General features: G+C 67.9%; 14 protein-coding genes. 12 read left to right on the top strand and 2 right to left on the bottom strand.

The window, feature by feature from the left end:
* The first annotated feature begins 11 nt into the window (after positions 1–11).
* From surE to DSC_RS09445, 4 genes are read left to right on the top strand one after another with little or no spacing between them, the layout of a single operon-like run.
* Entirely contained in the window at positions 12–791 is a 780-nt protein-coding gene (gene surE / locus DSC_RS09460; RefSeq protein WP_014160943.1) for a 5'/3'-nucleotidase SurE, read from the top strand.
* Positions 788–1,471 (top strand): protein-L-isoaspartate(D-aspartate) O-methyltransferase, encoded by a 684-nt coding sequence (locus tag DSC_RS09455; RefSeq protein ID WP_014160942.1) that lies wholly within the window; start codon positions 788–790, stop codon positions 1,469–1,471. The genes surE and DSC_RS09455 overlap by 4 nt, the downstream gene beginning before the upstream one ends.
* On the top strand, positions 1,471–2,085 hold the full coding sequence (locus DSC_RS09450; protein WP_014160941.1) for a YqaA family protein: 615 nt from the start codon (positions 1,471–1,473) through the stop codon (positions 2,083–2,085). Before DSC_RS09455 ends, DSC_RS09450 begins: the two co-directional genes overlap by 1 nt.
* Positions 2,082–2,891 (top strand): peptidoglycan DD-metalloendopeptidase family protein, encoded by an 810-nt coding sequence (locus DSC_RS09445; protein ID WP_014160940.1) that lies wholly within the window; start codon positions 2,082–2,084, stop codon positions 2,889–2,891. Before DSC_RS09450 ends, DSC_RS09445 begins: the two co-directional genes overlap by 4 nt.
* Positions 2,892–2,931: 40 nt before the next feature.
* On the opposite strand, the gene DSC_RS09440 is transcribed toward DSC_RS09445, so the two are convergent.
* Positions 2,932–3,306, bottom strand: coding sequence for an Mth938-like domain-containing protein (locus DSC_RS09440; RefSeq protein WP_014160939.1), 375 nt, complete (start codon positions 3,304–3,306; stop codon positions 2,932–2,934).
* Positions 3,307–3,377: 71 nt separating this feature from the next.
* Positions 3,378–3,683 carry a ribosome assembly RNA-binding protein YhbY gene (yhbY, locus tag DSC_RS09435; RefSeq protein WP_014160938.1) on the bottom strand — a complete coding sequence of 102 codons (306 nt, stop codon included), beginning with the start codon at positions 3,681–3,683 and terminating at the stop codon, positions 3,378–3,380.
* 98 nt (positions 3,684–3,781) lie between these two features.
* Here yhbY and rlmE point away from each other — a divergent pair, with 98 nt between their 5' ends.
* The 8 genes from rlmE (at position 3,782) to rpsO (ending at position 13,777) form a co-directional block, all read left to right on the top strand.
* Entirely contained in the window at positions 3,782–4,414 is a 633-nt protein-coding gene (gene rlmE / locus DSC_RS09430) for a 23S rRNA (uridine(2552)-2'-O)-methyltransferase RlmE (protein ID WP_014160937.1), read from the top strand.
* A 74-nt stretch (positions 4,415–4,488) separates the two neighbouring features.
* Positions 4,489–6,429, top strand: coding sequence for an ATP-dependent zinc metalloprotease FtsH (gene ftsH / locus DSC_RS09425; RefSeq protein ID WP_043290515.1), 1,941 nt, complete (start codon positions 4,489–4,491; stop codon positions 6,427–6,429).
* A gap of 448 nt (positions 6,430–6,877) precedes the next feature.
* Positions 6,878–7,438 carry a ribosome maturation factor RimP gene (gene rimP / locus DSC_RS09420; protein ID WP_014160935.1) on the top strand — a complete coding sequence of 187 codons (561 nt, stop codon included), beginning with the start codon at positions 6,878–6,880 and terminating at the stop codon, positions 7,436–7,438.
* A gap of 49 nt (positions 7,439–7,487) precedes the next feature.
* Positions 7,488–8,999: a transcription termination factor NusA gene (gene nusA / locus DSC_RS09415; RefSeq protein WP_043290514.1), complete on the top strand. Its 1,512-nt coding sequence runs from the start codon at positions 7,488–7,490 to the stop codon at positions 8,997–8,999.
* A 95-nt stretch (positions 9,000–9,094) separates the two neighbouring features.
* Positions 9,095–11,764, top strand: a complete 2,670-nt coding sequence (gene infB / locus DSC_RS09410; RefSeq protein WP_014160933.1) for a translation initiation factor IF-2 — start codon at positions 9,095–9,097, stop codon at positions 11,762–11,764.
* A gap of 180 nt (positions 11,765–11,944) precedes the next feature.
* Positions 11,945–12,322: a 30S ribosome-binding factor RbfA gene (rbfA, locus tag DSC_RS09405; protein ID WP_014160932.1), complete on the top strand. Its 378-nt coding sequence runs from the start codon at positions 11,945–11,947 to the stop codon at positions 12,320–12,322.
* Positions 12,322–13,359 (top strand): tRNA pseudouridine(55) synthase TruB, encoded by a 1,038-nt coding sequence (truB, locus tag DSC_RS09400; RefSeq protein WP_014160931.1) that lies wholly within the window; start codon positions 12,322–12,324, stop codon positions 13,357–13,359. The genes rbfA and truB overlap by 1 nt, the downstream gene beginning before the upstream one ends.
* Positions 13,360–13,516: 157 nt before the next feature.
* Positions 13,517–13,777 carry a 30S ribosomal protein S15 gene (gene rpsO, locus DSC_RS09395; RefSeq protein ID WP_014160930.1) on the top strand — a complete coding sequence of 87 codons (261 nt, stop codon included), beginning with the start codon at positions 13,517–13,519 and terminating at the stop codon, positions 13,775–13,777.
* Positions 13,778–13,870: the final 93 nt, after the last annotated feature.

Here is a 13,870-nt window from a genome sequence, read left to right as displayed (position 1 = left end):
AAGGAAGCCAAGTGCGCGTACTTGTATCGAACGACGACGGCGTCGACGCCCCCGGAATCCGGATCCTCGCCGAAGGCCTGCGCGGCGCCGGCCACCAGGTGTGGGTGGTGGCCCCGGACCGCGACCGCTCCGGCGCCAGCAATTCGCTCACCCTGGACCTGCCCATCCGCATCCGCCAGCTGGATGAACGCACCATCCGCGTCAACGGCACGCCCACCGACTGCGTGCACCTGGCCCTGACCGGCATGCTGGACTTCGATCCGGACATCGTGGTGTCCGGGATCAACAACGCGGCCAACCTGGGCGATGACGTGATCTATTCGGGGACCGTCTCGGCGGCGATGGAAGGGCGTTTCCTGGGCCTGCCGGCGGTGGCCGTCTCCCTGGTGACCCGCGACCACATCGCCCAGCATTACCAGACCGCCGCGCGCGCCGCGGTGGAGATCGTGGCCCGGCTCAAGTCCGATCCGCTGCCGGCCAACACCATCCTCAACGTCAACGTGCCGGACCTGCCGTGGGAACAGGTGCAGGGCTTCGAGGTCACCCGCCTGGGCAACCGCCACCGTTCCGAGGCCTGCATGCCGCAGAACGATCCGCGCGGCGGCACCGTCTACTGGATCGGCCCGGCCGGCCCGGAGCAGGACGCCGGCATCGGTACCGATTTCCACGCCGTGCGCAGCGGCTGCATCTCCATCACCCCGATCCACGTCGATTTGACCCGCTACCAGGCGCTGGAAACGGTGGCCAGCTGGGTCGGCGGGCTGAGCGCAAGCCTGGAGTCGGCGGCATGACCCTGCGGCTGCGGGTGCACCCTGGGCAGGCCAGCGGCTCGGGCATGACCTCCCAGCGCGTGCGCGACCGCCTGGTCCAGCGCCTGCGCGCGGCGGGCATCGCCGACGAGAATGTCTTGGACGCCATCGGTACCGTGCCCCGGCATCTTTTCGTCGACGAAGCCCTGGCCACGCGTGCCTATGAGGACACCGCCCTGCCGATCGGCCACAGCCAGACCATTTCCCAGCCGTGGGTGGTGGCGCGCATGACCGAAGTGCTGCTGGCCGGCCGCAATCCGAAGACCGTGCTGGAAGTGGGCACCGGCTCGGGCTACCAGGCCGCGGTGCTGGCCGCGCTGGGGCTCGAGGTCTACACGGTCGAGCGCATCGGCGACCTGCTGCGCCTGGCCCGCAAGCGCCTGCGCCAGCTGGGCATGAACGTGCGCAGCAAGCATGACGACGGCCGCGTCGGCTGGCCCGAGCATGCGCCCTATGACGCCATCATCGTCACCGCGGCCGGGCCGGCGCTGGTGTCGGCCCTGGTCGAACAGCTCGCGCCCGGCGGCTGCCTGGTGGCGCCGGTCGGCGGCGCCGCGGCGCAGGAACTGGTGCAGGTCACCCGCGATGCCGACGGGCAGCTACAGCAGGCCACGCTGGCCCCGGTGATGTTCGTGCCCCTGCTGTCGGGAACCCTGGACTGATGCAGGTGTTCGCACCGCTGTATGCGCGCACCATTGCCTGGTCGCGCCATCGTCATGCCCCGCGCCTGTTGTTCGGGTTGAGCCTGATCGAAGCGATCTTCTTCCCGGTGCCGCCGGAAGTGATGCTGGCGCCGATGTCGCTGGCCCACCCCCGGCGCGCGTTCTCCTTTGCCGCCACCAGCCTGGCCGGCTCGCTGCTGGGGGCGCTGGCCGGCTATGGCCTGGGCCATTTTGCCTATCACGCGGTGCAGCCGTTGATCGACGCAATGGGCTGGCGGGCGGCGGTCGATGGGCAGGTCGCGCAGCTGCGCGAGCTGGTGGCCCATTCCCCCTGGCGCGCCTTCTGGCTGCTGGTGCTGGCCGGATTCACCCCGATCCCGCTGAAGATATTTACATGGGCCTCAGGCATCGTCGGAGTGCCGCTGCTACCGTTCATCGCCGCGATGGTGGTGGGGCGCGGCAAGCGGGTGTTCTTGGTCGCCCTGGCGCTGCGCCTGGGCGGGGTGCGCGCCGAGGCGGCGCTGCGGCGCTGGATCGAACCGGTCGGCTGGACCGCCAGCGTGTTGCTGCTGGCGGTGGTGGGTTACCTGGTGTGGAGAGCTGAGTACGGATGAACAAGCGCATGGACCTGGCCGTTTCCTTTAAAGCGCGTGCCGCGCAACTGGGGCTGGTCGCCGGCGCAGCGTTGCTTGTCGCCGCGTGCAGCAGCACGGTCACCCGCACCGGCAGCGCGTCTTCCGGTCGTGGGACGAGTGCTTCGGCCAGCGCGCCACGGGCGGTGTCCAGGCCCAAATATGGCCAGAGCGCCACCGTCCAGCGCGGCCAGACCCTGTACCGCATCGCCACCGACAACGGCATCGTGCCGAGCGACCTGGCCGCCTGGAACGGCCTGGCGCCGCCGTACACGATCTATCCGGGCCAGTCCCTGAAGCTGTATCCACCCGGTGGCGCCGCTGCGCGCGGTTCCGCCGGCACGAGCGTGGCCAGCGGCCGTGCGGCCAGCGCATCCGCCAGCGGCACGGCCGCGGCCGCCGCGCCGATCAAGAGCGACATCAAATGGCGCTGGCCGGCCGACGGCCAGCTGGTGGGTCGGTTCGTTGCCGGCGATGCCACCAACCAGGGCGTGGACATCGCCGGCCATGGTGGCGATGCAGTGCGGGCCGCGGCCGACGGCGTGGTGGTGTATTCCGGCGCCGGCCTGGTGGGTTACGGCGAACTGATCATCGTCAAGCACAGCGAAGCCTGGCTCTCGGCCTACGGTCATAACCGCAAGCGCCTGGTCAATGAAGGCCAGAATGTCAAGGCCGGCCAGCAGATCGCCGAGATGGGCCGCAGCGGTGCCTCGCGCGACATGCTGCACTTCGAGATCCGCTACAACGGCAAGCCGGTCGATCCGCTGGGTTACCTGCCGGCGCGGTAGGTATCCGCCGCTGCGGCGACGCGGCCCGGCGGCGCGCGGCTCAGGCCTGCAGGATGAACCCGGCCACCACCCGCCGACCCTCACCGGCCAGGATATGGAAGGTGCGCGCGGCGGCGGCATTGGCCATCACTTCGATCCCCACCCCCCGGGTCAGGCAGGCGGCCATGGCCTCGGCCGGCGGGAACACCTGGCGCGCGCCGGTGCCCAGCAGGACGATTTCCGGCTCCAGCGCCAGCAGCGGCTGCAGGGCGGCCGGATCCAGGGCCTCGGCGGCCGCGGCCGGCCAATCGGTCTGCAGGACCGATGGGGTCAGGATGAAGCTGCGCTGCAGGACCTGGTTGTTGACCGTGGCGCTGTGCCCGTTGGCCGTGCGCAGGCTGTAAGGGTAGTCGGGGCGTTCGTGGCTGAGCTGCATGGAGGGGCTCCGCAAGAATCGGACGGCCGACCCTGGCGAGGCCGGCAGGCCGGAAGGCGCCGGCGGCTCGGTCAGGCGCGCGGCAGGACGATGGTGCGCTTGTCGCGGCTGGGCCGGTACAGGATGACCACGTGGCCGATGCGCTGGACCACGGCCGCGCCGGTGCGCTGGGCGATCTGCCCGATCATCGCCTCCCGGGCCTGGCGGTCCTCGGCGGCCAGCTTCACCTTGATCAGCTCATGGCGTTCCAGCACTTCTTCCAGCCCGGCAAGGAAAGCCTCGCTCAGGCCCTTGTCCCCGGTCTGCAGCACGGCCTTGAGCCCGTGGGCCTGCCCACGCAGGAAACGGTTCTGGGCGGCGGTAAGGGCAACGGACATGCAGACGGGGCTTTCAGGTGACGAGGGGCGTTCAGCGTATCATGGGCGCCATCCCCACCTTGAATCGCGCGGCCTGGCAGGTCGCCGTTTTCGCATCCATGGCCAAACGCAGTCAAAGCAGCCAGCGCTGGCTCAAGGAACACTTCGCCGACCCCTATGTCAAACGGGCGCAGGCCGAGGGTCTGCGCTCGCGTGCGGCGTACAAGCTGGAAGAGCTGATCGAACGTGACCGCCTGCTCAAACCAGGCATGGTCGTGGTCGATCTGGGCGCGGCCCCGGGCGGCTGGTCGCAGTACGTGCGTCAGGCCATGGGCGGGCAGGGCCGGGTCGTGGCAATGGACATCCTGGAGATGCCCTCGCTGGCCGGGGTCGATTTCCTTCACGGGGACTTCAGGGAGCAGGTCGTGTTATCCCGGCTGGAGGCCATGCTCGAAGGCCGGCAGGCGGACCTTGTGCTTTCCGACATGGCCCCCAATAAAAGCGGTGTGGATGCGGTGGACCAGCCGAGAATGATGCATCTGGCCGAACTGGCGATCGATTTCGCCGATGGCCATCTCAAGCCCGGTGGTGCGTTCCTGATCAAGCTGTTTCAGGGCGTAGGGTTCGATGATTACATCCGTGACATGCGCCGGCGCTACGAGCGCGTGGTGATCCGCAAGCCGGACGCCTCGCGCAAGCGGTCGCCGGAGGTTTACGCACTGGGGCAGGGAAAGCGCAGCCTGCCCCAGTGAAGTCGGCCTCGAGCCGGCACGAATATCCGCGTTAACGTAGTGACACAGCCAGAGGAATACCGAGGCCCATGAGGATGAACGACTTGACCAAGAATCTGCTGCTGTGGGTCGTAGTGGCGGTAGTGCTCATGGTGGTGTTCCAGAGTTTCTCGCCGCGCATGGGCGCCGGCCAGGGCAGCGGGCAGACCACCTACACCCAGTTCCTGCAGGAAGTGAACAACGGCCAGATCAGTTCGGTCGACTTCACCAACAAGGGCGATCTGAAGACCAACGCGATCAGCTACAAGCGCAGCGATGGGACCCAGGGCATGGTCTATGGGCCCAAGGACGACAGCCTGATCAACCAGCTGATCAACAAGGGCGTCAACGTCACCCAGCAGGAGCCGGACAGCGGCATCTCGCTGGGCGTGATCCTGCTCAACTTCCTGCCCGTGCTGCTGATCATCGGCTTCTGGATCTTCATCATGCGCCAGATGCAGGGCGGTGGCGGCGGGGCCAAGGGCGCGATGTCTTTTGGCAAGTCGCGGGCCAAGCTGCAGGGCGAAGATCAGGTCAAGGTGACCTTCGCCGATGTCGCCGGCTGCGATGAGGCCAAGGAAGAGGTCAGCGAACTGGTCGAATTCCTGCGCGAGCCGACCAAGTTCCAGAAGGTCGGGGGCAAGATCCCGCGCGGCGTGCTGATGGTCGGCCAGCCCGGGACCGGCAAGACCCTGCTGGCCAAGGCCATCGCCGGCGAAGCCAAGGTGCCGTTCTTCTCCATCTCCGGTTCGGACTTCGTCGAGATGTTCGTCGGCGTCGGCGCCAGCCGCGTGCGCGACATGTTCGAGCAGGCCAAGAAGCACGCCCCGTGCATCATCTTCATCGACGAAATCGACGCGGTCGGCCGCCATCGTGGCGCTGGCCTGGGCGGCGGCCATGACGAGCGCGAGCAGACCCTGAACCAGCTGCTGGTGGAGATGGACGGCTTCGAGGGCGGTGAGGGCGTGATCATCATCGCCGCGACCAACCGTCCGGACGTGCTGGATCCAGCGCTGCTGCGTCCGGGCCGCTTCGACCGCCAGGTGGTGGTCGGCCTGCCGGACGTGAAGGGCCGTGAGCAGATCCTCAAGGTCCACATGCGCAAGCTGCCGCTGGCCGATGACGTGGTGCCGATGACCATCGCGCGCGGCACACCGGGCTTCTCCGGCGCGGACCTTGCCAACCTGTGCAACGAGGCGGCGCTGTTTGCCGCGCGCCACAACGAGAAGGAGGTCCGCATGGATCACTTCGACCGGGCGCGCGACAAGATCCTGATGGGCGCCGAGCGTCGCTCGATGGCCATGAGCGAGGACGAGAAGACCCTGACCGCCTACCACGAGGCCGGCCACGCCATCGTCGGTCGCCTGATGCCCGAGCACGACCCGGTCTACAAGGTCACCATCATTCCGCGTGGCCGCGCGCTGGGCGTGACCATGTATCTGCCTGAAGGCGACAAGTACAGCTACAACCGTACCGCGATCGAGTCGCAGCTGTGCTCGCTGTACGGCGGCCGCGTGGCCGAGGAGTTGGTGTTCGGCGCGGACAAGGTCACCACCGGCGCCTCCAACGACATCGAGCGGGCGACCAAGATGGCCCGCAACATGGTCACCAAGTGGGGCCTGAGCGACCAGATGGGGCCCATCGCCTATGGCGAGGAGGACGACGAGGTGTTCCTGGGCCGTTCGGTGACCCAGCACAAGAGCGTCTCGGACGACACCGCACGCAAGATCGACGAGGTGGTCCGCGCGATCCTGGACAACGCCTATCAGCGCACCACCAAGATCCTGAGCGACAACCTGGACAAGCTGCACACGATGGCCAGGCTGCTGCTGGAATACGAAACCATCGACGTGCCGCAGATCGACGCGATCATGGAAGGTCGTGATCCGCCGCCGCCTATGGGCTGGGCCAAGGCCCCGACCAAGGGCGACAACGACGGCGGTGGCACGCCCAAGCGTCCGCTGCCACCCATTGCCGGACCGGCTGCGCAGACCTGAGCCAGCGGCAAGGCGGAGCGCAAAGGCCGGGCAGCGTCCCGGCCTTCTCGTTTCCGGGTGCGGACGCTGGGTCGGCGGTCGACGCGGTAGCCGCGCGTTGCGCTTGTGCGCCGGGCGGCCACGATACCGACGCGGTGTGGCGCGGATGGGATGGGCGCCGCGCCATTGCTCCTGAATGGCTGCAGGTTGCGCGGCAAGCCCGGTCTCTTTATGATGCGCTGCTGCGGCACGGTGTGATGCCGGTGGTCCTTTTGTGGACGACCTTTCCCCTGTGTGCCGCGACCAACGTTTCAGGTATGCCGGACGCTTCGAGGTGAAGCCTTCCGCTGGCCAGAAGCCTGGGCTCGTAGAGGTGCGATGGCGCCTCCACATCCAGCGTCATCGGACAAGGGCCCGTTCGGGCCCTTTTCGGTTTCTGGAACAAACACAGGACGAGATCTTCAGCGACGTGAGCGACAAGGCAACCGAGATTGCAGAGCTGCTGCAGCCCACCGTCCAGGCCCTGGGCCTGGAGCTGCTGGGCGTGGAATACCTGCCGGCCGCCGGCAATGCGACCCTGCGTCTGTACATCGACGTGAGCCAGGCCGAGCGCCAGACCCGCGTGGTCAACATCGAGGACTGCGAGGCGGTCAGCCGCGAAGTCTCCGCCCAGCTCGATGTCCAGGACCCGATCAGCGACCACTACACCCTGGAAGTGTCCTCGCCCGGGGTCGATCGCCCGCTGTTCAACGCAGCGCATTTCGCCCGTTTCATCGGCGAAGAGGTCAAGGTGGTGCTGAAGCTGCCGCAGGAAGGGCGCCGCCGCGTGCAAGGCCACATCGTCTCGGTCGAAGGTGACCGCATCACCCTGGCCTTCGACAACCGCCAGCTGACCTTTGCCGCCGACAACCTGGACAAGGCGCGGCTGATGCCCGACTGGGTGGCGCTGGGCATGGCGCCACAACCAAAGAAGAACATCGGCGCAGGCAAGCCCAGGAAAAAGCCTGCCGCGCCGAGGAAGCTGCATTGATGACAACCCAACCCAACGACGGCCTCAAGGGTCGCGCGCGGAGTGAAAGATGAGTAAGGAATTGTTGCTGGTGGTGGACGCGGTCGCCAACGAAAAAGGCGTCCCGCGTGAAGTGATCTTCGACGCCATCGAAGCTGCCCTGGCCTCGGCCGCCAAAAAGCGCTATCCCGAGCAGGATGTGCTGATCCGGGTGACCATCAACCACAAGGACGGCACCTACGAGACGTTCCGGCGCTGGGAAGTGGTGGCCGACGATGTGGTCATGGAGTCGCCGGACCGGCAGATCCGCCTGATGGATGCGGTGGAGGAGGCCGAGGGCGTGGCGGTAGGGCAGTACATCGAAGAAAAGATCGAAAACCCCGATTTCGGCCGGATCGCCGCCCAGGCCGCCAAGCAGGTCATCGTCCAGCGCGTGCGCGAGGCCGAGCGTGCCCAGGTCGTGGACGCCTGGAAGGATCGGGTGGGCGAGCTGGTCACCGGCATCGTCAAGCGTGCCGAGCGCGGCAACATCTACGTGGACCTGGGCGGCAACGCCGAGGCCTTCATCTCCAAGGACAAGGGCATTCCGCGCGACGTGCTGCGCGCCGGCGACCGCGTCCGCGGCTATCTGTACGACGTGCGTTCCGAGCCGCGCGGCCCGCAGCTGTTCATCAGCCGCGCCGCGCCGGAATTCATGATGGAGCTGTTCAAGCTGGAAGTGCCGGAAGTGGGCCAGGGCCTGGTCGAGATCAAGGCCTGCGCACGCGACCCGGGCGACCGCGCCAAGATCGCCGTGCTGGCCCACGACACCCGGACCGATCCGATCGGTGCGTGCATCGGCATGCGCGGTTCGCGCGTGCAGGCGGTGAGCAACGAGCTCAACGGCGAGCGCGTGGACATCGTGCTGTGGAACGAGAACCCGGCCAACTTCGTCATCAATGCCATGGCGCCGGCTGAAGTCCAGTCGATCATCGTCGACGAGGAACGTCATTCGATGGACCTGGCAGTGGCCGAGGATCGCCTGGCCCAGGCGATCGGCAAGGGCGGCCAGAACGTGCGTCTGGCCAGCCGGCTGACCGGTTGGCAGCTCAACGTGATGACCCAGGACCAGGTCTCGGCCAAGTCCGAGGCCGAGCAGGCCGTGGCCCGCCAGCTGTTCATCGACAAGCTGGAAGTGGATGAGGAAATCGCCGCGATCCTGGTGTCGGAGGGCTTCAACACCGTCGAGGAAATCGCCTACGTGCCGGTCGGCGAACTGCTGGCGGTGGAAGGCTTCGACGAGGACATCGTCGAGGAGCTGCGCGCCCGTGCCCGCGATGCCTTGCTCAACGCGGCCCTGGCCGAGGAAGAAGGTGCCGAGGACGAAGGTCCGGCCGCCGACCTGCTGGCCCTGGAAGGCATGGACGAGGACACCGCCCACGCGTTGGCCAGCCATGGCGTGAAGACCAGCGAGGACCTGTCCGACCTGGCCGCCGACGAGGTCGTCGAGTTCGGCATCGAAGGGCTGGACGAGGCGCGCGCGGCCACGTTGATCCTGGCCGCACGCGCCGAGGAGATCGCCCGACTGGAGCGCGGCCAATGAGCCAGCCATGACCATCGCCCTGATGGCGTCAGGGCTTAGAATTCGCGCTTCCCTTGCTCTGGGCGAGGGGGCGCCAACCAGATCATAGGATCCGAATGTCGCAGCAAACCACCATCCGCAAGCTCGCCGAACTGGTCAATACCCCAGTCGATAAACTGATCGAACAGCTGGCCGAGGCCGGCATGAAGTTCAGTGGCCCCGACCAGGAAGTGTCCAGTACCGAGAAAATGAAGCTGCTCGGCTTCCTGCGTCGCACCCACGGCAAGACCGAGGGTGGCGGCGAAGAGAGCGAGGCTTCCAAGAAGATCACCCTGGCCCGCCGCAAGGTGCAGGAAGTGACCGTCAAGACCGGCCGCAGCAATGCGACCGTGGCCGTGGAAGTGCGCCAGAAGCGCACCTACGTCAAGCCGACCGAAGCCCAGGCCAACGAGGCCCGTCGTGCCGGTGCTGCCGCCGGTGGCGACGAGCGCGCCGAGATCCTGCGCAAGCTGGAGGAATCGCGCCAGCGCAACCTGGCCGAGCAGGCGCGCCTGGCCGAGATGGACCGCGCCCGCAACGAGGAAAGCGAGCGCAAGCGCCAGGCCGAGGCCGCCGTGCGCGCCCAGGCCGAGGCCGAAGCCCGCGCCGCCGTCGAGGACGCCGAACAAGCCGCTGCCCCCGTGCGCACGCCGATCGACGAGAGCGTCGGGCCTGCGCCGGGCACCTCGATCCGGGTCCCGGCCAAGGCCGGTGCCGCCCATCCGCCGCGCACCGCGCCGGCGCCGGCGCGCAAGGAACCCGACCGCGCCACCACTGCGGCCAAGCACAAGACCCGCGGTTCGCACGCGATGGTCGCCGGGGTCGAGGACGACGAGAGCACCCAGCGCTTTGCCGGCCAGCTGCACCTGTCGGCCGCCGATCGCGCCCGTCGCGGGGCCGCCCGCGGCAAGCCCAAGCCGCGTCGCCAGCTGGAACAGAGCCGCGGCGGCTCGGGCAGCCACCAGTTCGAACGTCCGACCGCACCGGTGGTGCGGGAAGTGGCGATCGGCGAAGCCATCACCGTCGGCGACCTGGCCCAGAAGCTGGCGCTCAAGGGTGGCGATGTGGTCAAGGCGCTGTTCAAGATGGGCGTGATGGCCACCATCACCCAGACCATCGACCATGACACCGCAGCGCTGATCACCGAAGAGCTCGGCCACAAGGTCGTGCGCGCGGACAGCGAGGACGCCGAGGACGCGCTGCTGGCCCATGTCGAGGACGTCCAGGGCAAGACCGCGCCGCGTCCGCCGGTGGTCACCATCATGGGCCACGTCGACCACGGCAAGACCTCGCTGCTGGACTACATCCGGCGCACCAAGGTCGCCAGCGGCGAAGCCGGCGGCATCACCCAGCACATCGGTGCCTACCACGTCCAAACCGACAAGGGCGTCATCAGCTTCCTGGATACCCCGGGCCACGCAGCGTTCACCGCCATGCGCGCCCGTGGCGCCAAGCTGACCGACATCGTGGTGCTGGTGGTGGCGGCCGATGACGGGGTCATGCCGCAGACCGTGGAGTCGGTGCAGCAGGCCAAGGCCGCCGGCGTGCCGCTGATCGTGGCGATCAACAAGATCGACAAGTCCGGCGCCGATCCGCTGCGGGTAAAAAACGAGCTGTTGGCCCATGACGTGGTCGCCGAAGAGTTCGGTGGCGACACCCAGTTCATCGAAGTCTCGGCCAAGACCGGCCAGGGCATCGACACTCTGCTCGATGCCATCAGCCTGCAGGCCGAGGTGCTCGAGCTCAAGGCCGCACCGGAAGGCCGCGCCAGCGGGACGGTCATCGAGTCCTCGCTGGACAAGGGCCGCGGCCCGGTGGCCACGGTGCTGGTCCAGCAGGGCCTGCTCAAGCGCGGCGACTACCTGGTGTGCGGCGTGCAGTACGGCCGCGTGCGCGCGCTGTTCGACGAAACCGGTGGCCAGCCGGCCTCGGCCGGTCCCTCGATCCCGGTGCAGGTCCTGGGCCTGTCCGGCGTGCCCGATGCCGGCGATGACTTCGTGGTGGTCGAGGACGAGCGCCTGGCCAAGGACGTGGCCCAGCAGCGCGATGCCAAGCGTCGCGAGTCGCGCCTGGTCGCCTCGGCCGGCAGCCGCATGGAAGACATCATGGCCCAGCTGGGCAAGGGCGAGGGCCAGCTCAGCCTGAACCTGATCATCAAGGCCGATGTCCAGGGTTCGGTCGAAGCACTGCGCCACGCGCTGGTTGCGCTGTCCAACGAGGACATCCGGATCAACATCATCAGCTCCGGCGTGGGCGGGATCACCGAGTCGGACGCCAATTCGGCGGTCGCCTCCAAGGCCACCATCATCGGCTTCAACGTGCGTGCCGACGCCTCGGCCCGCCGCATCGTCGAGGCCAATGGCGTGGACATGCGCTACTTCTCGATCATCTATGACGTGATCGACCAGGTGAAGCAGGTCGCTTCGGGCCTGCTGGGCGTGGAAATCCGCGAGGAGATCATCGGTGTCGCCCAGGTCCGCGACGTGTTCCGCAGTTCCAAGTTCGGCGCGGTGGCCGGCTGCATGGTCATCGAAGGCACGGTCAAGCGGTCCAAGCCGATCCGCGTGCTGCGCGACAATACGGTCGTGTTCGAGGGCGAGCTGGAATCGCTGCGCCGCTTCAAGGAAAACGTCGACGAGGTGCGCAACGGCATGGAGTGCGGCATCGGCGTGAAGGCCTACAACGACGTCAAGGTCGGCGACCAGATCGAGTGCTTCGAGCGCATCGAGGTCCAGCGCACGCTGTAAGAGCCGGGACTCGGGTTTCGGAACCCGGGACTCGGGAAAAGCAAGGCGCCAACCCTGCTCTCCCGGCTCCCCGGTCCCGAGCCCACGGCCCCGGCATTGCTGCAGCTGCTTCTGACTTCCCGAGTCCAGGAACCCGAGTCCCGAGTCCGCAAGTCCCGCGAATCAGAGAGGTTCCCGACCATGCCCACCAAATCCTTCCACCGCAGCGATCGCGTCTCGGCCCAGCTCCGCCGCGAGCTGGGCACGATCGTGCATGACACCGTGCGCGAGCACGGCCTGCCGTCGGTCAGCGTGTCCGACGTTGAAGTGACCCGCGACCTGGCCCACGCCAAGGTGTTCGTCACCGCGCTGATGCCCGAACGCTCGCGCGAGGCGCTCAAGGCACTGAAGGAACTGGCGCCGCAGATCCGCTACGCCCTGGGCCGCGCGGTGAAGATGCGCCACGTGCCCGAACTGCATTTCCACTACGACGATTCGGTGGACAAGGGCGAGCGCATCGAAACGCTGCTGCGCGAAAACCCGCTGCCGCCGCTGCAACCCGAGCCTGACCAGGACTGATGGTGTCGATCGACCCCGCCGCGACCCCGGACGACGGTGCCGGACGTGGCGGTCCGGCGCCGGCCAGCAGCCGCCGGCGTCCGCAGCGTGCGCGCACCAGGTTCGGTCGCGTCGACGGCATCCTGCTGCTCGACAAGCCTGCCGGCATGAGTTCCAACCAGGCCCTGCAGCGGGTGCGGCACCTGTTCTGCGCCGAGAAGGGCGGCCACACCGGCGCACTGGATCCGCTGGCCACCGGGCTGCTGCCGATCTGCTTCGGCGAAGCGACCAAGATCGCCGGCAACCTGCTCGGCGCCAGCAAGGCCTACGACACCGTGGCCCGCCTGGGCCAGGTCACCGATACCGATGATGCCCAGGGCCAGGTGCTGTGCGAACGCAACGTCCAGGCCTATCCGATCGACCGGATCGACGCGGCCCTGCGTTCGCTGACCGGCCGTATCCAGCAGCGCCCGCCGATCTATTCGGCACTCAAGCGCGGGGGCGAGCCGCTGTATGCCAAGGCCCGTCGCGGTGAAGTGGTGGAGGTCCAGGCACGCGAGGTGTTCGTGCGCACCTTCGAGCTGCAGGCCGCCGACGACCTGCTCGACGACGGCCGTCCGCTGCTGCGCCTGCACGTGGAATGCGGCTCGGGCACCTACGTGCGCAGCCTGGTCCGCGACCTGGGTGAGGCGCTGGGGTGTGGCGCGCACGTGGCGCAGCTGCGCCGGCTGTGGGTCGATCCGTTCCGCGAGCCGCGCATGTGGACCATCGAGCAGCTCCAGGCCCTGGCCGAACGCGACCCACGCGCCCTGCAGGCCTGTCTGCTGCCGGTGGAGGCGGGCCTGGTCGGCCTGCCGCGGATCGACCTGACCGTCGAGGCCGCCGCCCGCTTCGGCCAGGGCCAGCGCCTGAACAAGGTGCCCGGGCCGGCCGGCCTGGTGGCGGTGTTTTCCGAAACCGGCGCGGTGGTCGGGCTGGCCCAGCTGTCCAGGGACGGGGTGCTTTCGCCCCAGCGGCTGTTCAACTGGCCGACCGGCGGCGGCCTGTCGCCGGACTGAAACCTTGTGCCGCAAGGTGGCCCCGCCTACAATGCTGCGGCCTTTTCAGGCGCCTGGCCCACGGGCCATTTCCTCAATCGCAAGCGGCGGACCAGGCGGTGCGCGCGGTGGACAGTCCGCGTTCCTGCAGGTCGCGCATCACAAGAGAGCCACCACCATGTCCATCGACACCCAGAAGATCATCGAAGAGAACAAGCGCGCCGCCAACGATACCGGTTCGCCGGAAGTCCAGGTCGCGCTGCTGACCGCCCGCATCGAGCAGCTCTCCGGCCACTTCAAGACCCACAAGAAGGACCACCACAGCCGCCGCGGCCTGCTGCAGCTGGTCAACCAGCGCCGCAGCCTGCTGGATTACCTGCACCGCAAGGACGCCCCGCGCTACAAGGCCCTGATCGAGAAACTGGGTCTGCGCCGCTAAAACCAGAATGACCGACCGCGGCGCAGTGATGCGCCGCGGTTCATTTTTTCCGGCGATCGGAAAAAATCGCACTGCAACAACGGCCGCATACGC

The sequence above is a fragment of the Pseudoxanthomonas spadix BD-a59 genome (assembly GCF_000233915.3).
GTDB lineage: Bacteria > Pseudomonadota > Gammaproteobacteria > Xanthomonadales > Xanthomonadaceae > Pseudoxanthomonas_A > Pseudoxanthomonas_A spadix.
The sequence above is the reverse complement of the archived record's forward strand: the minus strand, read 5'-3'. Positions and strand labels throughout refer to the sequence as shown.

Bases quoted from the DNA above. Each gene is read 5' to 3' on its own strand.
- DSC_RS09455 (WP_014160942.1), top strand. From the start codon at position 788: ATGACCCTGCGGCTGCGGGTGCACCCTGGGCAGGCCAGCGGCTCGGGC.
- DSC_RS09450 (WP_014160941.1), top strand. From the start codon at position 1,471: ATGCAGGTGTTCGCACCGCTGTATGCGCGCACCATTGCCTGGTCGCGC.
- DSC_RS09445 (WP_014160940.1), top strand. From the start codon at position 2,082: ATGAACAAGCGCATGGACCTGGCCGTTTCCTTTAAAGCGCGTGCCGCG.
- DSC_RS09440 (WP_014160939.1), bottom strand. From the start codon at position 3,306: ATGCAGCTCAGCCACGAACGCCCCGACTACCCTTACAGCCTGCGCACG.
- yhbY (WP_014160938.1), bottom strand. From the start codon at position 3,683: ATGTCCGTTGCCCTTACCGCCGCCCAGAACCGTTTCCTGCGTGGGCAG.
- rlmE (WP_014160937.1), top strand. From the start codon at position 3,782: ATGGCCAAACGCAGTCAAAGCAGCCAGCGCTGGCTCAAGGAACACTTC.
- ftsH (WP_043290515.1), top strand. From the start codon at position 4,489: ATGAACGACTTGACCAAGAATCTGCTGCTGTGGGTCGTAGTGGCGGTA.
- nusA (WP_043290514.1), top strand. From the start codon at position 7,488: ATGAGTAAGGAATTGTTGCTGGTGGTGGACGCGGTCGCCAACGAAAAA.
- infB (WP_014160933.1), top strand. From the start codon at position 9,095: ATGTCGCAGCAAACCACCATCCGCAAGCTCGCCGAACTGGTCAATACC.
- rbfA (WP_014160932.1), top strand. From the start codon at position 11,945: ATGCCCACCAAATCCTTCCACCGCAGCGATCGCGTCTCGGCCCAGCTC.
- truB (WP_014160931.1), top strand. From the start codon at position 12,322: ATGGTGTCGATCGACCCCGCCGCGACCCCGGACGACGGTGCCGGACGT.
- rpsO (WP_014160930.1), top strand. From the start codon at position 13,517: ATGTCCATCGACACCCAGAAGATCATCGAAGAGAACAAGCGCGCCGCC.